Raw genomic sequence first — 19,031 nt, 5'->3', positions numbered from 1 at the left:
CTGCATTAGCATAGCTTCACTGAATGTATCGTCCTCGATCTGACAGGTAAAAGTCCATAAATTTTTCTTTACTAAGCTTCCTAATAATTTATCACCTGGCAAGAGCAACTTTCGGCTTATGATCATAAAAAATAATTTCACAAAAATTTATAAACTCATTTAAAACAACAAGTTAAAAAACAATGTAATTATTTTAATTATGGTAACGACACAAACCATAACTATCATCAATATTTAAACCAGCATAAAACACCAATAATGCAAATATTATAATTTTTTATCCCATTAACGATACCAATAAACATTGCAAATTTGTGAGTGGCTTGGCACTAGGGAAAGTCCCGATTATAGTGATGGCCGAAGTGAGAAGTGGGGCAAGTGACATTCGAGGTCGATTAATATCGGCTAGTCGGTGTGACTAGCATTGAGTTAATACCAAGCTAACTGACAAGGATCTTTAAGATGCCAACTCCAGCTTATATCTCTATCACAGGGAAAACCCAAGGTAATATTACCGCCAGCGCATTTACCGCTGAATCTGTCGGTAACATCTTTGTTCAAGGCCACGAAGACCAGATGCTGGTTCAGGAATTTGAACATATCGTTACCGTACCAACCGATCCGCAGTCTGGCCAGCCATCAGGGCAGCGTGCACATAAGCCATTCCGCTTCACTGTGGCTTATAACAAAGCTGTTCCATTGCTGTATAACGCATTGGCCTCTGGCGAAATGCTGCCAACGGTTGAATTGAAATGGTACCGCACCTCGATCGAAGGTAAACAAGAGCACTTCTTTACCACCAAACTGGAAGATGCCACCATCATCGATATCGACTGCAAAATGCCACACTGCCAGGATCCAACCAAGGCTGAGTTCACTCAACTGGTTCGCGTTTCACTGGCATACCGTAAAATCACTTGGGAACACACCACCGCCGGGACTTCGGGTTCTGACGACTGGCGTGCCCCAATCGAAGCCTAAGGCCAGCCTTAGCTTCACCCAAGCAGCCAATCGAAAGATTGGCTGTTTTTATTTCCGCCTACCACCAAGCTCGATGGCCAGCTGCTAGCCGCCAATCAGCTTGCCTCTGACAATGACTTTACCCGGTTTAATATGGTGATCGACGGCCCGGCGGATAGCCAACCCCAACGCCTGCCAGGCGATTTCATGCAGATCGTGGGAAATACAGGGGAAATTAAAACCGTAAATTGCCGCATTAGAGACTTCATCAATACCGAACAGCGAGACGTCTTTCATCAGCGCCAAACGGTGATCGACGCAGGATTTGATGATACCTAGCGAGATCTGGTTATTGCAGCCGACAAAATAGTCCGGCGGCGGCTGGCGATCGAGATACTCGTTGGTCACGCGCAGGGCGGCATCCATATAGAAATCCGCATGGATAATCTCCAGGCTCGCCACCTTGCCTTGCAGCGCAGCAATCAGCCCGGTAACCCGCTCTTTGGCCACGTTGGAATCCTCTGGCCCGGAAACCACCACCACCTTTTGGCTGTTCTGCTCCAGCAGATAACGCCCCGCCTGTAAACCACAGTCCAGATTGTCGATATACACGCCGCTGCAAAACGCCCCATCCAGTTCCCGATCGACCAGCACCACCGGGATGCCGAGTCTTTCCAGGTTTTTCAGGTAGCCGGGCGTGTAGTTTCGGTCCGATGAAATCACCGATAAAATGATGGCGTCCACGTTGTAGCCAATCAGTTTATCGATAATGCGGTTTTCATTCTCCTGCGACTCATAAGAGTCAAACACCAGCGTATCGTAGCCCGCTTTCTGCGCCTCCAGCGTCATCAGCCGGGTGAGTGCGCCAAAAAACGGGTTGGCCATATCAGGGTTGACGATGCCGATCGTTTTGCTTGCTTTAGCCCGCAGATTGCGTGCGGCGGTGTTCATCACATACCCCAGACTCTCCGCCGTCTTGAGGATGCGATCGAGCGTATCGGGGTGGACTTTGTCCGGCTGGGAGAAGGCGCGGGATACGGTAATTTTGCTGACATTTGCAAGCGCTGCGACGCTCTCTAGCGTCGCTTTCAGTGGTCGATCGGCCGCCAAGTGTGACTCCTGGTTGGAACATCTCATTTTGTATCATGACAAGGTGATCAAGGATTATCACCTCTTATGTAAATACTCTCATCACCGCAGCATCAGCCGACGCGCCGGACGTTGGGATCGGTAAAAACATCTAGATCATCACGGCTTTGCGATGAGAACTCAGAAACCACCGCACCAAGCTTACCTGCCTGGAACCAGTGTCTGGTATTAGGCTTGATTGTATATTGTTCTCCCGCGCGCAACAAAATATAACGCTGGCAGGTATACCACTGTTCGAACCCGGCTGGAGGTTGACAGGCTGGGGTCCCCCGCTCGGTGTTCAAGGTCAGGGCATCATCATCTACAAACAGATAGACCTCCCCCCAGCGGCAGCGGAACGTTTCCTGTTTGCCCGGCGTATCATCAAACGGCGGATGGAGATGCTCCGGACAGGTCTGGTGTGGGAATAGCACCAACTCCTTGGCGCAGTAGCGCGGGGTGTTAATGTAAGTCAGTAGCTGTAACCCCGAGCGCGGGTAATCGGCCAGGCCGAAATCCGTCAGCTCGATCTCCCGTTTTTCCACGTCGGTCAACCGTATGCCACAGCCTGCAAGCAAGGTTTGGGTTCTTTCTAGCGCATCGATAGGTCGCTGCATGATGTCCTCGTTAACGTTAATGATATCGATACCATCATAGTTAACATCGCACGCCAATAAATGTGATCTTCACGACTATTTGACATCATTAAACCAACAACTTTTAACACAAAAGCAAAAAACACAACCAACATCACACATTTTTAGCCCGTCCGCGCTTACTATCCTGCTCATTGAAAATGATATCGATACCATAAAAATGATACGAAAGGATGATAACCATGCAAGCATTAGTGCTAGAAAAACCCGGTAAAATCAGCATCCAGGATTGTCAGTTTGATGAAGTCCTTGGCGAAAACGATGTACAGGTCAAGATCCATTCCGTCGGTATTTGCGGCAGCGATGTGCATTACTATCAGCATGGCCGTATCGGGCCGTTCGTGGTTAACGCCCCGATGGTGCTCGGCCATGAGGCTGCCGGCGTCGTCATGGCGATTGGCAAAAACGTTCGCCATCTACAGGTTGGCGATCGGGTTTGCATGGAGCCTGGCATTCCCGATCTGCAATCACAGCAATCCCGTGCAGGGATATACAATCTGGATCCAGCCGTTCGCTTCTGGGCCACGCCGCCGATCCACGGCTGCCTGAGAGAGAGCGTCATCCACCCTGCCGCCTTCACCTTCAAACTGCCGGACAACGTCAGCTTTGCCGAAGGTGCCATGGTGGAACCCCTGGCCATCGGGATGCACGCCGCCACCAAGGCTGCGATCAAGCCGGGTGATATCGCGCTGGTGATTGGTGCTGGCCCCATCGGCGTGGTGACCGCTCTGGCGGCGTTGGCCGGTGGCTGCTCAGATGTGATCATCTGCGATCTGTTTGCAGAGAAGTTGCAGGTGGCCGCCAATTATGAGGGGCTGCACGCGGTCAATATCAAAACCGGCAACCTGGCGCAAAAGGTCGCCGAGTTGACCAGCGGCAACGGCGTCGACATCGTGTTCGAATGCAGCGGAGCCAAACCGGCCATCGGCGGCGTCAGCGAGCATATTGCTCCCGGCGGCACTGCGGTACTGGTCGGCATGCCAATTGATGCCGCACCAATGGACATCGTGGCCGCCCAGGCCAAAGAGGTCACCTTCAAGACCATTTTCCGCTATGCCAACATGTATCCGCGCACCCTGCGTTTGCTCAGCTCCGGCAAGTTGCGGGTACAGCCGCTGATCTCGCAAAGCTTCAAGTTCAAGGACAGCGTGGCCGCCTTTGAACGCGCTGCGGCGGGTCATCCAACCGACATCAAAATCATGTTGGAAATGGAGTAACTCATGGCGCTCTATGCAGGCATCGACTGTGGCACACAAGGCACCAAGGTGGTGATTGTCGATGGCACATCCGGCACCATCGTGGGCGAAGGCAGTGCGCCGCATGAGATGATCAGCGACTCTTCCGGGCGCCGCGAGCAGTTGGCCGAGTGGTGGATTGAGGCATTGCTGCTGGCGTTTCGTCAGGCAATCGACAGCGCCAGCATTGATCCAGCGGCGATTGTCGCCCTGTCGGTTTCCGGCCAGCAGCACGGCTTCGTTGCTCTGGATGAGCAAGGCGAAGTGCTGCACGCGGTAAAACTATGGTGTGACACCGCTACCAAGCGGGAAAACGACGTTCTGCTGGCAGGCCTGGGTGGCATCAAAGGTTCCCTGCAGAAGCTGGGGCTGATGGTAGCGGCGGGCTATACCGCGTCCAAGATCCTGTGGTTCAAGCAGCAACATCCACAGCTGTGGGCACGGTTGAAAACGGTGCTGTTACCGCATGACTATCTCAACTTCTGGCTGACCGGGGAACGGGTGGCGGAATTTGGCGATGCCTCCGGCAGCGGGCTGTTTGACATTCGTCAGCGCGGCTGGGATCGCGATGCCGTAGCGCTGATCGACGATAGCGGCCTGCTGTGGAATGCCCTGCCTCGCCTGATCAACGCCGAGCAAAGCGTTGGCTATCTGCGCCCGGAAGTGGCGGCGATGCTGGGTCTGCAACCTAATGTCCGGGTGGCCAGCGGCGGCGGCGACAACATGATGGCGGCAATCGGCACCGGTAATATTCGCCCCGGCATCGTGACGATGAGCCTCGGCACCTCCGGAACGCTGTTTGCCTATGCCGATCGGCCGGTGGTCAGCCATTCTGAAGCGATTGCCGGTTTCTGCTCCAGCAGCAACGGCTGGCTGCCGCTGATTTGTACTATGAACGTCACCTCTGCCAGCACCTCGGTACAGCGTCTGTTGCACCAGGACATAGCCGGATTTAATCAGGCCCTTGCCGCCACCGAACCCGGAGCGGCAGGCGTGATGATGCTGCCGTTTTTCAACGGCGAACGCGTTCCGCAACTGCCCGCAGCCAAGGCCAGCCTGCATAACCTGGACAGTGACAACTTTACCGGGGCCAACCTGTGCCGGGCCGTGGTAGAAAGCGCTACCTATGGCCTACGCTACGGCCTCGACCTGTTCCAGCAGCAGGGAATTTCCACCAGCGAAATTCGCCTCACCGGCGGCGGCGCTCGCAGCGCTTGCTGGCGGCAGATCGTCGCCGACGTGATGAACTGCCCGGTGGTGTGTCTGGCAGAAAAGGAAACCGCTGCGCTGGGTGCTGCCATTCAGGCCATGTGGTGTGACAGTCTGGCGACCCAACCCGAGCTGTTGGCCTCAGAAGAGTTAACCAGGCTATGCCAGCGCTTTGTCCGGCTGGATGAAGAGACCCGCGTGATGCCGGATCCGCAGCGCCAGCGGCAATATGCCGATCTGTATGCCGGTTACCTGAACCTACTGCAAAAAGAGTATCCCGAGGTGAAGCTATGACACGCGATCCCCAGACCAAAGCCCCGGCCTACTTGCTGGAGGTCACCGGCGTGAGGAAGTCGTTTGGCTCCGTCGTCGCGCTGAAAAATGCCGAATTCTGCCTGCGCAAAGGGTCGATTCACGCGCTGTGCGGCGGCAACGGTGCCGGGAAGTCTACCTTTCTCAGCATCCTGATGGGCTTTATCCAGCCCGACAGCGGCGATATTTTCGTCAATGGCCAACGCTGTGAATTTGCTCATCCGAAAGAGGCGCTGGCGGCTGGCATCGCTATCGTGCAACAAGAGCTGAGCGCCATCCCCGATCTGACGGTAGCCGAAAACATCTGGCTGGGGCGCGAACCCCGCCGCCTGGGCTTTGTCGATTTCAAAACCATGAACCAGCAGACCGCTGCGCTGTTGCAGGACCTGCATTTTGCCCTGTCGCCGACGGAAAAAATGCGCAACCTCAGCGTGGCGGAACAGCAGTTGGTGGAGATCGCCAAGGCCCTCTCCCACTCCGATGCCGACATCATCATCATGGATGAGCCTACGTCGGCCATCGGCGAGGAGGACGTGCAGAAAATCTTCCAGGCGATCACCCGGCTGGCCGCCAAGGGCAAAGGCATCATTTACGTCTCGCACCGTCTGTCCGAGATCTTCCAGATTGCCGACAGCTACACCATTTTCCGTGACGGCAGCTATATCCATGAAGGTTTGTTGCAAGATATCACCCGCGAGCAGCTGATTGAGCACATCATTGGCGGCGAGTTCGAAAGCGAGTTTGCCAAATTCAATCAGCCCGGTGATGAAGTGATGATGGAGGTGCAACACCTGTGCTGGGGCAACAAGATCCGCGACATCAGCCTGACGTTAAAACGCGGCGAGATCCTGGGGATTTACGGGCTGGTGGGGTCCGGGCGCAGTGAGTTCCTCGATCTGATCTTTGGCATTCAGCACGCGGACAGCGGCACCATCCAGATCGGCGATCGTCAGCTCGCCAAGCATTCACCACAAGAATCAATCAACAGCGGTCTGGCCTATGTGACGGAAGACCGCAAGGATACCGGCCTGGTGCTGTGCCGCTCGGTGAAAGAAAATATCAACGTGGCTTCGCTGGGTGCCATCAGCCAACTGGGAATGATTAACCCGAGCCAGGAACAGCAGCGCGCCAACGACATGATCCAGCGCTTCAACATCAAAACCCCCGATGCCGACCATATCGTCGGCAACCTGAGCGGCGGCAACCAGCAGAAGGTGGTATTGGGGCGTTGGGCCTTGCTCGATCCGCAAATCATGCTGCTCGATGAGCCGACACGCGGCATTGACGTGGGGGCCAAAAAAGAGATCTACCGCTTTATGTCCGAATTCGCGCTGAAGGATAAAGCGATCATCATGGTGTCTTCCGAGCTGTCAGAAATTATCGGTATGAGTGACCGCATTCTGGTGTTTCGTAACGGCATGCTCGCCGGTGAATTATCGACTAAAAACGCCACGCAGGCGGAACTAATGAAACTGGCCGTATAGCCAGGCAATCAACTCATTATTTTAAAGAGAACTTACTATGAATGGCACCCACTCATTAACGCCCGGGTTGGCTTTTTTTACGCAAAATAAACGGCATCTGCACAAATACGGCATTATTATCGCCTTCTTCGTGTTGTGTCTGATCGTCACGGTGATTGGCGAAGTTCAGGTGGCGCAAGATGCCTGGAGCAGCAATTACTTCTTGAGCGATGAGAACATGCTGATCGTTCTGCGCCAGATCTCGATTAACGGCATTCTGGCCATCGGCATGACCTTTGTGATTATTACCGCCGGGGTCGATCTTTCCGTAGGCTCGGTCTTGGCGCTGAGCGGCATCGTCGCCGCCCGCTTTGCCACCACCAACAGCGGGCTGTCTATCGGCGATACCGCGCATGCCGTGATGGTGCCGCTGATTGTCGCCTTGGGCATCGGCATCGTCTGCGGGCTGATCAACGGCACCATTCTGGCCCGCTACCGCTTGCAGCCTTTCATCGTCACCATGGGGATGCTTTCCGCCGCCCGTGGCCTGGCGCTGCTGACCACCGACGGTAACCCGGTTTCGCAACTCAACAGCGATTTCCGCTGGTTAGGTAATGGCTATGTGCTGGGCATTCCGGTGCCGGTGATTATTTTTACCGCCCTGTTTGTGCTCGCCTGGATCCTGCTCAATAAAACCATCTTCGGCCGCCATGTGTATGCCGTGGGGGGCAACCAGAAGAGCGCCCGCACCTCGGGCATCAGCGTGATACAAATCAAGGTGTTGGTCTACACCCTGTGTGCTGCCCTGGCGGGGATCGCCGGTTTGATCCTGACGGCCCGTACCGGTTCCGCGCAAACCAATGCCGGTAGCGCCTACGAACTTGACGCCATTGCCGCCGTGGTCATTGGCGGCACCAGTATGGCCGGCGGCGTCGGCACCTTGGTTGGCACCCTGTTCGGCGTATTGATTATCGGCGTGATGAATAACGGCCTCGATTTGCTCGGTGTGCAGTCCTATTACCAGCAGATCATCAAGGGCGCATTGATTGTTGTCGCCGTGTTGCTCGACCCGTCACGCAAACAACAGCGTGACTAACTTACCTCATAACAACAAAACCCCTATAACCAGGAGTCACCATGAACAAGATGACCAAAATTGCGTTGCTCACCTCCGGCCTGCTGCTGGGGACCTCAACGCTGGCCCAGGCCGCCCCGGTGAAAATCGCCGTGTTGATGTACGGCATGAAGGCCGAATTTGTCCAACTGATGGAGAAGGCGGCGAAAGAGCATCCTGAGGTTAAAAATGGCAACGTACAGCTCACTGTTTACGACGGCCGCTACGACCCGATGGTGCAGAACAATCAGGCTGAAACCGCCCTTCAGACCAAAACTGACGCCATCATCATTAACCCGATGGACTACGAGGCCAACATCGACGTGGTGACCATGGCCAACAAGGCCAAGATCCCGGTGGTGGTCACCAACGCCCGTTTGAATACCGATCAGATGACCTCTGAAGTGGTCTCTGACGACGTGCTGGGCGGGTATCTGGAAGCCAAAGCGGTACTGCAGAAAATGAACTGCCAGGGCAACGTGGTGATTATCGAAGGGCCAAAAGGCGGCAGCGGTGAGATCCAGCGCGGGCAAGGCAACGACAAGGCCATTGCCGAATGTGGCCCAGGCAAAATCAAGGTGCTGGAGCGCAAGACGGCCAACTGGTCACGCGCCGAGGCGCTGCCGCTGATGGAAAACTGGTTGCAGAAACACCGTGGCCAGATTAACGGCGTCATCGCACAAAATGACGAAATGGCCTTGGGGGCAATTGAAGCTATCAAGGGTGCCAATCTGAACGTGAAAGACTTTGCGATTGCCGGGGTCGACGGCGTCTCTGATGCCATTCGTGCCGTACAGGCCGGTGAGATGGTGTCGATTCTGCAAGATGCTCATGCCCAGATGCAGGGTTCTATCGATGTAGCGCTGCGCGCGGTAAAAGGCGACAGCTATCAGCCACAGTCGGATATCTGGAAGCAGTATGCAGGCCAGATGCAGTGGGATAACGGCACGGCTAAACGCTATTCGGTGCCATGGACCGTGGTGACCACCGAGAACGCCGCTCAACTGCTGGATGCGCGTAAGTAATCATTCGTCAACCCACCCCAGGGTTTTGAGCCTGGGGTTAATAGGATTAAAACGGGCGCAGCATGCGGCGCCCCCTTCACCATCAATTCACCGAAATGCCCCACTTCTTCATCCGCGATAGCAGCGTAGTGCGTTTCAGCCCAAGACGCTGTGCAGCCCCGCGTGGCCCGGCAACCACGCCGTTGGTTTCTCTCAGCACGCGGAGCACCCGTTGGCGCTCATCCTCCTCCGGCGATACCTTTTCCATGGCAGCGACAGGCGGCCCCCCTGAGGATTGCGAATACTGCAATTCGGGTAGCGGCAGCTCAAGCACCGAGCCGCGCGTCAACAATACCGCCCGCTCAATCACGTTCTCCAGTTCACGCACGTTGCCCGGCCACGACATCTGGCTTAATAACCGCAGCGTTTGCGCCGGGATACTGTCGATGGTGCGCTTCATGCGGCGAGCAATTTTATGGGTCAGGAACTTCACCAACTGGGGGATATCTTCAGGCCGTTCGCGCAGCGGTGGAATAACGATCGGAAACACGTTCAGACGATAGAACAGATCGCTGCGAAATTCACGATCGGCCACCATCTGCTGCAAATCCCGGTTGGTGGCGGCAATCAGACGGATATCAACGGAGATCGGTTTATTGCCACCGACCCGTTCAAACTCCCGCTCCTGTAACACCCGCAGCAGCTTGGGTTGCAACTCAATGGGGATCTCCCCCACTTCATCGAGGAATAGCGTCCCCTTTTCCGCCAGTTCAAAGCGGCCCATACGTTGGGTCGAGGCCCCGGTAAACGAGCCTTTTTCATGGCCAAACAGGTCGCTCTCCAACAGGCCCGCAGGCATCACCGCACAGTTCATTTTCACCATGCGCTGGTCACGTCGTTCGCTCAGATTATGGATCGCTCGCGCAATCAGCTCCTTGCCGGTGCCCGTTTCCCCGAGGATCAGCACCGAACAGTCGCTTTTAGCCACGATTTCGACCTGTTTGAGCACCGCAGACATCCCCGCGCTGCGCCCGACAATCTCGCTCAGATCGGGATGATTGACGTTGATCTGCTCGGTCAGATACAGGTTTTCATGCACCAGGCTCTCTTTAAGCCGGTTGATCTCCTGGCAGGCCAGCGCATTATCCACCGCGATGGCAATACGCTCGGCAATCTGTTGTAGCACCCGTAAGTTGGCCGCGTTAAAACCATCGGCCTGGCATTGCGCCAGCTTCAGCACCCCCAGCTTCTTTTGGCCGAATATCAGTGGCAATACGCACAATGCCTCGATCCTGCCCTGTGAGAGTTCAAACAGCCGACGTTCATAGCCAGAAAGCTGCTCGGCATTTTTCAGGTTCAACAGCAGCATTTCGCCGCTGCGCATCACCCGTTCGGTTAAGGTGCCAGCCAATGCCACGTTGTACTGTTGGCGTTCGGCAGTATTGTTGTTCAGATAGTGGGTGGAGTAGATGGTGAGCTGATCGGCGTGGTTACTGCGTAATACGATACTGATGGCGTCACTGTTGAAAAAGTGGTGAATTTTCTCCGAGATCTCCCCCATGACATCATCCAGATCCAGCTTTGACAGCACCGCATTGGTGACATCCACCAAGATACGATAGTCATCCAGCTCATGACGCAGCTGGTGCTGTTGCCGTTGCGCGTTTTCCAACAAAACGATCTGCTGCGTGGCCAGCGCCACCACTTCCATCAGCGTTTGCAACTGCACCAGGCTGGCATCGCTGAATGGCTCGCTTCCGCTACGCAGTAATTCACAGCCACCGAGCGGCCGCCCGCCCGCATGTAGCGGCATCAAACAGTATTGGTTGAAGGGAGGATGCAACTTCAGGGCGCGGATTTGCGGATAGCGATCGTGTAGCTCATCAGCCTGCCAGCGTTGGGGTAACGAGCTGTGTTGAAAGCGGCTCACCGGGCCATTCGCCAGCAACGTTTCGTCCTGATAGTTTACCGACTGCAGCGCTTGATCCAGCCCGTGAAAACTCACCCGTTCACTGTGCGGATCAAATAGCACCAACGCGACGCTGTCGGCCAATTGCATGCGCTGCAATACCTGACGCAATTGCAGTAACAGATCGATGAAATTATGCTGCCCGAGCAGCATGCGTGTAATTTCGAGCAGGTCTTGTTGTTCTAAGCGTACAGTCGACATGGTTTATCACTTGTCTGAGTCACGAAGATTATTGCCAGCGAACATCCTCACAAAGAATAAGGTTTGTTAATGGTAATTTCTCCCGACCGGATCAACAAAACACCGCAACAGGAATATCATTTGCCGGGGATAGCACAATTTATCGCCGTTCCTGCTCGGTCTCACCTGCCAGGAACAACGCAACATCCTGCTCCACTTCCCCCATAGCCTGGAGTGCCGACAAGGTTTCCTGCGCTTCGTGCTCGTCCAGGCGGCTCATGGCAAAGCCAACATGGATCAACACCCAGCTACCGATTAGCGCTTCTGGCGGTTCATCGTCCTGGCACACCAGGGCAATATTCACTTCTCGTTGCACACCGCAGACGTCAACCCAGGCGTGCTGGGGTTGGTTTGCGTCCAGCGCCACAACCTTACCGGGAATGCCTATACACATGCCTTTTCCTCTTGGTTATTCAATTTCCAGGCGCTTGAGTTGCAAGCCGTCATCCGCCTGCACCCGCAGGTTGCGCCCGCCGCATTGCGGGCAGACCAGGACCTGGGGAACCAGCAACTGGACATCCGCCCGGCAGTCGTGACACCAGCACTGTGCCTGTTGTTCGAGCAGATATAACTCGCAGCCTTCGGCCAAGGTGCCGCGACAAACCATGTCGAAGCAGAACCTCAGCGACTCCGCCTCCACGCAGGAGAATGCGCCGATCTCAAACCAGACGGCGGTAATGCGCCGGGCCTGATGTTGCCGGGCATGTTGCTGCATCATTTCCATCGCATGATGGCACAGGGTTATTTCATGCATCTGGGCTCCGTTGTTCGGCGATTAATCACCGATGCTTCAGCTAGTGCAATTACGGTGCCAAGGTGATCCCATGGCCCCTCACCCTAACCCTCTCCCACAGGGAGAGGGAACCGATCGAGTTGGGCTGAAAGTATAGTGATCCTTCATAAGCACCGGCTGACTCACCTTCGCTAAAGGGGGCGACCGAGGTTGCTGATATGACAGCCCTTCTCCCAACAGAGTAGGGGTTATCAGCTCTCTCTCCCCTAAGAGAGGGGACAGTCCGAGACGCAAATTAAGTCCCGTGATCGACCACAGCGCCAATTTAACTCCCCCTCCACAGGAAAATTGACTTAACAAGCCGCAACTTTATTCCCGCACTTATCGACAACGCCGATCGGCTCCCTCTCCCCGTGGGAGAGGGTTGGGGTGAGGGGCAAACCGTCATTTTTGCTACCGATTTCGACAAAAATGACGAAGTGACGACGCCAACCCTGGCGGAACGTGACGAATATCCCCTCCCGCTTCGTCGTTTATGCCCATCCGCCGTTCATGCGCGACACATAAAATCACAACCAACTGTTTTATATCAATTTATTAGGCTTGGCACGTTTTGTGTATAGCTAACGGCAGCACAGACCTACAGGCTCGCCGCCTGGGGTTTAACGATGGAAGGTAATCAGGAGTGACTGATGAACAGGTTTATCATGGCCGATCCGCAAAAATGCATCGGCTGCCGTACTTGTGAGATCGCCTGCGTAGTGGCCCATAGCCAAAACCAGGATGTCTCGGCGCTGGATGCCGCCAACTTCACGCCTCGCCTGCATCTGCTGAAAGGCGGCAATGTCAGCACCGTGGTGCTGTGTCGTCAGTGTGATGATGCCCCCTGCGCCAGCGTTTGTCCCAACGGGGCCATCAGCCAGAGCGACGGCATGGTCAAGGTCACGCAGGAGCGTTGCATCGGCTGTAAAGCCTGCGTCATGGCTTGCCCATACGGAGTGATGGAAGTGGTCACCCGCCCGATGGCCCATCAGGGTAATGCCTTGATGTTCCCCGCCGCCGAGAAGGCGGAAGCGCACAAGTGCGATCTCTGCACCGGACGTGCCAATGGCCCGGCCTGTATGGAGTTTTGCCCCACCGATGCGTTGCTCTGTGTGGACCAACAGCTACTGCAAAAAATGAACGCAGAGAAACGCCGCCGCGCCGCCCTCAATCCACTGTCGTTGGCGATATAAGCATGAACCGCTTTCTGTCGGAGGAACGGCCATGAACCGCTTTGTTATTGCGGAGCCTCAACACTGTATCGGATGCAATACCTGCATGGCTGCCTGTACCGAGGTGCATAAGGCCGAAGGGCTACAGTCGCATTCCAGGCTGACGGTGACCCGGGTCGGAGAGCAAACGGCGCCGATACTTTGCCGCCAATGTGAAGACGCCCCTTGTGCGCGCGTTTGCCCGGTCAATGCCATCACGCACGGCGAGCATGCCATTGAGCTGAATGAGACCCTGTGCATTGGCTGCAAGCTATGTGGCCTGGCCTGCCCGTTCGGTGCAATTACGCCGGCGGGCAGCGGGCCAGTCAATATCCCGTCGATGTTTGAGCAGTACGTCCCGGCAGAACTGCTGCCCGACGTGCCAACCAGCCCCGCAAACCAATCGCCCTATCTGTCCTGGAATGCCGGGATCAAAACGGTAGCGGTGAAGTGCGATCTCTGCGCCTTCCTCGCCGATGGGCCAGAATGCGTGCGCATCTGCCCAACCAATGCCCTGCATATCATCGATGAGCAGCAGCTTGAGCAGGAAGCGCAGGCCCGGCGTTTGGCGCGAGCCGGCCAGGTCGCGATCGGCTGGCCATCCTCTCCTTCTCTCGTCAGGGGGCAGAAATAAACATGGACTCTCTCACTCTACTGTTTTGGGCCTTGGTGATGTATGTCGCCGGTGGCGTGTTATCACTGCTGCTGTTTCGCCGGGAGCGCCTCGCCATTTTGCTGGCGGGCATCAGCGCGATAATGGGTGGCCTGTTAGGGTTGTGCAGCGCCGTCCCGGTCCTGTTAAGCGGGCAACCCCTCACCTTCTCTACCCCTGGCCTGTTCTCGTTTGCCGCCTTTGTGGTGCGCATGGACTCGCTGGCGGCCTTTATGCTGGTAGTGATTTCGCTGTTGGTCACCGTTTGCGCGTTGTATTCCATCGCCTACGTGCAGGAGTATCGCGGCAAAGGCGCCGCGAGCATGGGGTTCTTTATGAACCTGTTTATCGCCTCGATGGTCGGGTTGGTGGTGATGGATAACGCCTTCTACTTCATTATTCTGTTCGAAATGATGTCGCTGGCCTCCTGGTTCCTGGTGATCGCCGATCAGGATGACGAATCCATCAGCGCCGGTTTGCTGTACTTCTTTATCGCCCACGCCGGTTCGGTGCTGATCATGATCGCCTTCTTCCTGATGTGGCGGCAGAGCGGCAGCCTGGACTTTGATTCCTTCCGCACTCTGTCGCTTTCCCCTTGGATGGCGTCGGTGGTGTTCCTGCTGGCCTTCTTTGGCTTTGGGGCCAAGGCAGGGATGCTGCCGCTGCACAGCTGGTTACCGCGCGCCCACCCGGCAGCTCCTTCTCATGCTTCAGCGCTGATGTCCGGCGTGATGGTGAAGATCGGCATCTTCGGCATCATCAAGGTCGGGATCGATCTGCTGGGTGCCACCGAAATGTGGTGGGGCATCGTGGTGCTGGCCTTCGGCGCGGTGTCTGCGGTGTTGGGAGTGCTGTATGCGTTGGCCGAGCACGATATCAAGCGCCTGCTGGCCTGGCACACGGTGGAGAACATCGGCATCATTTTAATGGGCGTGGGCGTGGCGATGGTCGGTATGGCTAGCGGACACCCGGTGATGGCGGCGTTGGGCCTACTCGGCGCGCTGTATCACCTGCTCAACCATGCGGTGTTTAAAGGTTTGCTGTTCCTGGGTGCTGGTGCCGTGATTTGGCGTGTACATACCCGCGATATGGAACAAATGGGCGGCCTGGCGAAGCTGATGCCGCTCACCGGGCTGGCGTTCCTGATCGGCTGTATGTCGATCTCCGCCCTGCCGCCACTGAACGGTTTTATCAGCGAGTGGTATACCTACCAATCGCTGTTTTCCATGAGCCACGACGGCAACTTTGTGATGCGCCTCAGCGGCCCGATTGCCATGGTGATGCTGGCGATCACCGGGGCTCTGGCGGCGATGTGCTTCGTCAAGGTCTACGGCGTCAGCTTCTGCGGCGGGCCGCGCAGTGAAAAAGCGGTGCAGGCTCGCGAAGTGCCATGGCAGATGACGGTCTCCATGCTGTTACTGGCCCTGCTGTGCGTATTGCTCGGCGTAGGGGCCAGCGCGGTCGCTCCCGTTCTGGCCCAAGTTGCCATGACGCTGGTCGGCACTCATGACGTCACCGTGGTGCAAGGCTCAATGCTGGTGCCGCAACTGGCCAGCCAGGCCATGTTGTCACCGGCGCTGACCTTTATCCTGCTGATCGCCCTGCCGCTGATCCCAGCGGCGGTGTATCTGCTGCTGAAAAGCAATCAGTCCAGCTTCCGTCGCCGTGGCGACCCGTGGGCCTGCGGCTACAACTGGGAGCAAGCGATGGCGGTATCTGCCGGGGGCTTTACCCAGCCACTGCGCGCCATGTTTGCCTCGCTATACCGTCTGCGCAAGCAGCTCGATCCAACTCCGGCATTAGCGCGAGCACTGGAACAGACCACCGCAGGGGCAACCCGCGCCGAGCCGTTCTGGGATGACTGGATCATCAATCCGCTGGTCAAGGCCTCTCAACGCCTGGGGGTGCGGTTGCAGGGCATGCAGAGCGGTGACTTCCGCTTCTATTGCCTGTATGTGGTGATCGCCTTGGTGATCCTGCTGTTGCTTGTCGCGGTTTAAGGGAGAAATAGCATGTCGATGCAGGAAACACCGTCGTTAATGATGGGACTCTTCGCGCTGATGCAGGCGCTGATAATGCTGGCGCTCGCGCCGCTGTTCACCGGGATCTCCCGCCAAATCCGCGCCCGGATGCACTCGCGCCGTGGCCCTGGCATTTGGCAGGACTACCGCGATATGGGCAAGCTGTTCAAGCGCCAGGAGGTGGCTCCTGCGCAGTCGGGCGCCATCTTCCGCGTGATGCCTTATGTACTGCTGAGCAGCATGTTGCTGGTGGCGATGACGCTGCCCATCGTCACGCGGACGTCGCCGTTTGCCGGTGCGGGAGACTTGATCACCCTGCTCTATCTGTTCGCACTGTTTCGCTTCTTCTTCTCGCTGTCTGGTCTGGATACCGGTAGCCCGTTTGCCGGGATCGGGGCCAGCCGCGAACTGACGCTGGGCGTATTGGTAGAACCTACGCTGATCCTGGCGTTATTGGTGGTGGCGTTGATTGCCGGTTCCACCAATATCGGCACCATCAGCGTCACCCTGACCGAAGGATGGAGTTCTCCAACGGCCACCCTGCTGGCCATGCTGGCCTGCGGTTTCGCCGCGTTTATCGAAATGGGCAAAATCCCCTTCGACGTGGCAGAGGCGGAACAGGAACTTCAGGAAGGGCCGCTGACCGAATACTCCGGCTCCGGCCTGGCGCTGGTGAAATGGGGGATAGGTCTCAAGCAGGTGGTAGTGGCCGAGCTGTTCCTGGCGGTGTTTATTCCCTTTGGCAAGGCGGTGGAACTGACGGTGCCCGCGCTGGCGCTGGCGGCAGTCATCATGCTGGCCAAACTGCTGGCGGTGTTTGTCATCGCCTCCATTGTTGAAAATACCTTGGCGCGTGGGCGGTTCTTGTTGACGCATCACGTTACCTGGCTCGGTTTTGGCGTAGCGGCGCTGGCCTTTGTCTTTTATCTAACCGGTCTGTAGCCGCCAGGAAACCCATTATGGAAAATACGCTCTGTTTGCAATATACCGCCCTCGCCACGCTGTTGCTGCCGTTTATCGGCGCGCTGCTGACGGCCTGTGTGCCGCAACGGATGGCCAAGTGGATCTGTACCCTGTTTGCGCTGCTGGCCACGCTGGGGACGGTAATTATCGGTTGGTTATTCCTGGCCCATGGCAAGGCGGATACGACCATCACGCTGCTGCAATACGGCAACGTGGCGCTGTTCGGTTTTATCATCGACCGCATCAGCACGCTGATTGTCTTCGCGGTGGTGTTTCTTGGCCTGCTGGTCAGCCTGTATTCCACCGGTTACCTCACCACGGCCAACCGCGAACATCCCCATGAGGGCAGCAACCGCTATTACGCTTTTCTGCTGATCTTTATCGGCGCGATGGCCGGGCTGGTAATGTCCTCCACCATTCTGGGGCAGTTGCTGTTCTTCGAGATCACCGGCGGCTGTTCCTGGGGGCTGATTAGCTACTACCAGACGCCGAAAGCACAGCGCTCGGCCATGAAGGCCCTGCTAATCACCCATATTGCCTCAATCGGTTTATACCTAGCGGCGGCAACGCTGTTCCTTAATACCGGCACCTTCGCTCTGAGCGCCATTGCGCAGCTCAACGGTACGGCCAGCCTGGTCGTATTTGGTGGCATCCTGTTCGCGGCCTGGGGGAAATCGGCCCAGCTTCCGTTGCAGGCCTGGCTACCCGATGCCATGGAAGCCCCTACCCCGGTGAGCGCCTATCTGCACGCCGCCTCTATGGTGAAAGTGGGCGTCTACATCTATGCCCGCGCCATCCTTTCTGCGGACTCTGTGCCGCATATTATCGGCTGGGTCGGCATCGTCATGGCGACTATCACCCTGATTTACGGTTTCCTGATGTACCTACCGCAAAAGGATATGAAGCGCCTGCTGGCCTGGTCCACCATCACCCAGCTCTCCTATATCTTCCTGGCGTTATCCATTTCCATCTTTGGCTCTAAAACCGCCTTTCTTGGCGGCGTGGCCTACATCTTTAACCACGCGTTTGCCAAGAGCCTGTTCTTCCTGGTGGCCGGAGCACTGAGCTACAGCTGCGGCACCCGGATGCTGCCCCGCTTGCAGGGCGTGATGAACAAGATGCCGCTGCTGGGCGTAGGATTCTGCGTGGCCGCGCTGGCGATCACCGGGGTGCCGCCGTTTAACGGCTTCTTCAGCAAGTTCCCGATTTTTGCCGCCGGTTTTGCACTGTCGCGCGAGTTCTGGCTGATGACGCCGCTGATGGTACTGGTGCTGATCGAGTCGGTCGCCAGCTTTGCCTGGTTCATCTATTGGTTTGGGCGCGTTATTCCCGGCAAACCCAGTGATGAGGTGGCACAGGCCGCTCCGCTGCCGCTGGTGATGAGCGTGGTGCTAGTGATTCTGATCGCGATGTCGGTAGGTTCCAGCGTGATTGCCGTCGCCTGGCTTGGATAAGGGAGTTGATTATGACTGGTTCACTGATCGTCAATAACCTCGCGGGGCTGATGATGGTCACCTCGCTGCTGGTGATTGGCGCCAAACGGCCCGTGGCCTCGTGCTGGCTCTATGCCTTGCAGTCGCTGCTACTGGTGCTGATCTTCTTTACGCTAGGGCAAACCCTGGGCGCCCACCAGCTCACGCTGTGGGCGATCAGCGCCTTTATCACCAAGGTGGTGCTGGTGCCGGTGATCATGGCCTATGCCTTTCGCAAAATGGACGATCCCTCGGCGAACGGCAGCCTGATCGGCCCGGTGATGCTGATGCTGGCTGCGGCGGTGATCGTGCTGCTGTGCTGGTTTGTGGTGGAGCCGGTGCAGGTGCCATTGTTGGCCTCGCTGAAACCGGCGCTGGCGGTATCGCTGGGGCATTTTATGCTCGGCCTGCTGTGTATCGTCACCCAACGCAACATCCTCAAACAGGTGTTTGGCTACTGCCTGATGGAAAACGGATCGCACCTGACGCTGGCGCTGCTGGCGAATCGCGCGCCGGAGCTGGTGGAGATTGGCATCGCCACCGATGCCATTTTTGCGGTGATCGTGATGGCCGTGCTGGCGCGCAAAATCTACCGCACGCTCAACACGCTGAATGTTGAACAACTGACGGCGTTGAAGGGGTGAGAT

At 56.6% G+C, this 19,031-nt stretch carries 17 protein-coding genes; 12 read left to right on the top strand and 5 right to left on the bottom strand.

Going from position 1 to position 19,031, the window contains the following annotated elements; genetic code table 11:
* The first annotated feature begins 462 nt into the window (after positions 1 to 462).
* Positions 463 to 981 carry an Hcp family type VI secretion system effector gene (locus KGP17_RS10065; RefSeq protein ID WP_021178406.1) on the top strand — a complete coding sequence of 173 codons (519 nt, stop codon included), beginning with the start codon at positions 463 to 465 and terminating at the stop codon, positions 979 to 981.
* Positions 982 to 1,065: 84 nt separating this feature from the next.
* On the opposite strand, the gene KGP17_RS10060 is transcribed toward KGP17_RS10065, so the two are convergent.
* Both KGP17_RS10060 and KGP17_RS10055 read right to left on the bottom strand, forming a co-directional pair.
* Complete coding sequence (locus KGP17_RS10060; protein WP_223499242.1) at positions 1,066 to 2,070, bottom strand: LacI family DNA-binding transcriptional regulator; 1,005 nt, start codon at positions 2,068 to 2,070, stop codon at positions 1,066 to 1,068.
* Positions 2,071 to 2,162: 92 nt separating this feature from the next.
* Positions 2,163 to 2,705, bottom strand: coding sequence for a D-lyxose/D-mannose family sugar isomerase (locus KGP17_RS10055; protein ID WP_223499241.1), 543 nt, complete (start codon positions 2,703 to 2,705; stop codon positions 2,163 to 2,165).
* A gap of 221 nt (positions 2,706 to 2,926) precedes the next feature.
* Here KGP17_RS10055 and KGP17_RS10050 point away from each other — a divergent pair, with 221 nt between their 5' ends.
* Genes KGP17_RS10050 through KGP17_RS10030 form a run of 5 tightly spaced genes read left to right on the top strand, consistent with a single transcriptional unit; the run spans position 2,927 to position 9,102 of the window.
* Complete coding sequence (locus tag KGP17_RS10050; RefSeq protein WP_094982347.1) at positions 2,927 to 3,961, top strand: NAD(P)-dependent alcohol dehydrogenase; 1,035 nt, start codon at positions 2,927 to 2,929, stop codon at positions 3,959 to 3,961.
* Positions 3,962 to 3,964: 3 nt separating this feature from the next.
* Positions 3,965 to 5,482, top strand: a complete 1,518-nt coding sequence (xylB, locus tag KGP17_RS10045) for a xylulokinase (RefSeq protein ID WP_223499240.1) — start codon at positions 3,965 to 3,967, stop codon at positions 5,480 to 5,482.
* The gene (locus tag KGP17_RS10040) at positions 5,479 to 6,984 is read left to right on the top strand and encodes a sugar ABC transporter ATP-binding protein (RefSeq protein ID WP_223499239.1); all 1,506 of its coding nucleotides are present in this window, start codon (positions 5,479 to 5,481) and stop codon (positions 6,982 to 6,984) included. The genes xylB and KGP17_RS10040 overlap by 4 nt, the downstream gene beginning before the upstream one ends.
* Positions 6,985 to 7,021: 37 nt before the next feature.
* Complete coding sequence (locus KGP17_RS10035) at positions 7,022 to 8,059, top strand: ABC transporter permease (protein ID WP_223499238.1); 1,038 nt, start codon at positions 7,022 to 7,024, stop codon at positions 8,057 to 8,059.
* A gap of 50 nt (positions 8,060 to 8,109) precedes the next feature.
* On the top strand, positions 8,110 to 9,102 hold the full coding sequence (locus tag KGP17_RS10030; protein WP_371822191.1) for a substrate-binding domain-containing protein: 993 nt from the start codon (positions 8,110 to 8,112) through the stop codon (positions 9,100 to 9,102).
* Between the two features lie 82 nt (positions 9,103 to 9,184).
* Here the strand turns inward: KGP17_RS10030 and flhA are convergent, their stop codons facing one another.
* From flhA to hypA, 3 genes are all read right to left on the bottom strand, one after another.
* A complete protein-coding gene (gene flhA, locus KGP17_RS10025; protein WP_223499237.1) occupies positions 9,185 to 11,251 on the bottom strand; it encodes a formate hydrogenlyase transcriptional activator FlhA in 2,067 nt (688 codons plus the stop codon).
* A 139-nt stretch (positions 11,252 to 11,390) separates the two neighbouring features.
* Positions 11,391 to 11,684, bottom strand: coding sequence for a HypC/HybG/HupF family hydrogenase formation chaperone (locus tag KGP17_RS10020; protein ID WP_059200441.1), 294 nt, complete (start codon positions 11,682 to 11,684; stop codon positions 11,391 to 11,393).
* A gap of 15 nt (positions 11,685 to 11,699) precedes the next feature.
* Complete coding sequence (gene hypA, locus KGP17_RS10015; RefSeq protein WP_021804842.1) at positions 11,700 to 12,044, bottom strand: hydrogenase maturation nickel metallochaperone HypA; 345 nt, start codon at positions 12,042 to 12,044, stop codon at positions 11,700 to 11,702.
* A gap of 671 nt (positions 12,045 to 12,715) precedes the next feature.
* On the opposite strand from hypA, the gene hydN reads away from it, so the two are divergent.
* From hydN to hyfE, 6 genes are read left to right on the top strand one after another with little or no spacing between them, the layout of a single operon-like run.
* A complete protein-coding gene (gene hydN, locus KGP17_RS10010) occupies positions 12,716 to 13,258 on the top strand; it encodes an electron transport protein HydN (protein ID WP_059200440.1) in 543 nt (180 codons plus the stop codon).
* 31 nt (positions 13,259 to 13,289) lie between these two features.
* Entirely contained in the window at positions 13,290 to 13,910 is a 621-nt protein-coding gene (locus KGP17_RS10005; RefSeq protein WP_115158293.1) for a 4Fe-4S dicluster domain-containing protein, read from the top strand.
* Positions 13,911 to 13,912: 2 nt separating this feature from the next.
* Entirely contained in the window at positions 13,913 to 15,928 is a 2,016-nt protein-coding gene (gene hyfB / locus KGP17_RS10000; protein WP_223499236.1) for a hydrogenase 4 subunit B, read from the top strand.
* 12 nt (positions 15,929 to 15,940) lie between these two features.
* The gene (locus KGP17_RS09995; RefSeq protein WP_021804846.1) at positions 15,941 to 16,891 is read left to right on the top strand and encodes a respiratory chain complex I subunit 1 family protein; all 951 of its coding nucleotides are present in this window, start codon (positions 15,941 to 15,943) and stop codon (positions 16,889 to 16,891) included.
* A gap of 17 nt (positions 16,892 to 16,908) precedes the next feature.
* Positions 16,909 to 18,366: a hydrogenase 4 subunit D gene (locus tag KGP17_RS09990; protein WP_305801149.1), complete on the top strand. Its 1,458-nt coding sequence runs from the start codon at positions 16,909 to 16,911 to the stop codon at positions 18,364 to 18,366.
* A gap of 11 nt (positions 18,367 to 18,377) precedes the next feature.
* Entirely contained in the window at positions 18,378 to 19,028 is a 651-nt protein-coding gene (hyfE, locus tag KGP17_RS09985; RefSeq protein WP_024529686.1) for a hydrogenase 4 membrane subunit, read from the top strand.
* Positions 19,029 to 19,031: the final 3 nt, after the last annotated feature.

This window comes from Serratia sp. JSRIV001 (assembly GCF_019968745.1).
Classification (GTDB): Bacteria; Pseudomonadota; Gammaproteobacteria; order Enterobacterales; family Enterobacteriaceae; genus Chania; species Chania fonticola_B.
This window is presented reverse-complemented; position numbering and strand designations above follow the sequence as displayed.

Coding starts and splice junctions, on each gene's coding strand:
- KGP17_RS10065 (WP_021178406.1), top strand. CDS start 463: ATGCCAACTCCAGCTTATATCTCTATCACAGGGAAAACCCAAGGTAAT.
- KGP17_RS10055 (WP_223499241.1), bottom strand. CDS start 2,705: ATGCAGCGACCTATCGATGCGCTAGAAAGAACCCAAACCTTGCTTGCA.
- KGP17_RS10050 (WP_094982347.1), top strand. CDS start 2,927: ATGCAAGCATTAGTGCTAGAAAAACCCGGTAAAATCAGCATCCAGGAT.
- xylB (WP_223499240.1), top strand. CDS start 3,965: ATGGCGCTCTATGCAGGCATCGACTGTGGCACACAAGGCACCAAGGTG.
- KGP17_RS10040 (WP_223499239.1), top strand. CDS start 5,479: ATGACACGCGATCCCCAGACCAAAGCCCCGGCCTACTTGCTGGAGGTC.
- KGP17_RS10035 (WP_223499238.1), top strand. CDS start 7,022: ATGAATGGCACCCACTCATTAACGCCCGGGTTGGCTTTTTTTACGCAA.
- KGP17_RS10030 (WP_371822191.1), top strand. CDS start 8,110: ATGACCAAAATTGCGTTGCTCACCTCCGGCCTGCTGCTGGGGACCTCA.
- flhA (WP_223499237.1), bottom strand. CDS start 11,251: ATGTCGACTGTACGCTTAGAACAACAAGACCTGCTCGAAATTACACGC.
- KGP17_RS10020 (WP_059200441.1), bottom strand. CDS start 11,684: ATGTGTATAGGCATTCCCGGTAAGGTTGTGGCGCTGGACGCAAACCAA.
- hypA (WP_021804842.1), bottom strand. CDS start 12,044: ATGCATGAAATAACCCTGTGCCATCATGCGATGGAAATGATGCAGCAA.
- hydN (WP_059200440.1), top strand. CDS start 12,716: ATGAACAGGTTTATCATGGCCGATCCGCAAAAATGCATCGGCTGCCGT.
- KGP17_RS10005 (WP_115158293.1), top strand. CDS start 13,290: ATGAACCGCTTTGTTATTGCGGAGCCTCAACACTGTATCGGATGCAAT.
- hyfB (WP_223499236.1), top strand. CDS start 13,913: ATGGACTCTCTCACTCTACTGTTTTGGGCCTTGGTGATGTATGTCGCC.
- KGP17_RS09995 (WP_021804846.1), top strand. CDS start 15,941: ATGTCGATGCAGGAAACACCGTCGTTAATGATGGGACTCTTCGCGCTG.
- KGP17_RS09990 (WP_305801149.1), top strand. CDS start 16,909: ATGGAAAATACGCTCTGTTTGCAATATACCGCCCTCGCCACGCTGTTG.
- hyfE (WP_024529686.1), top strand. CDS start 18,378: ATGACTGGTTCACTGATCGTCAATAACCTCGCGGGGCTGATGATGGTC.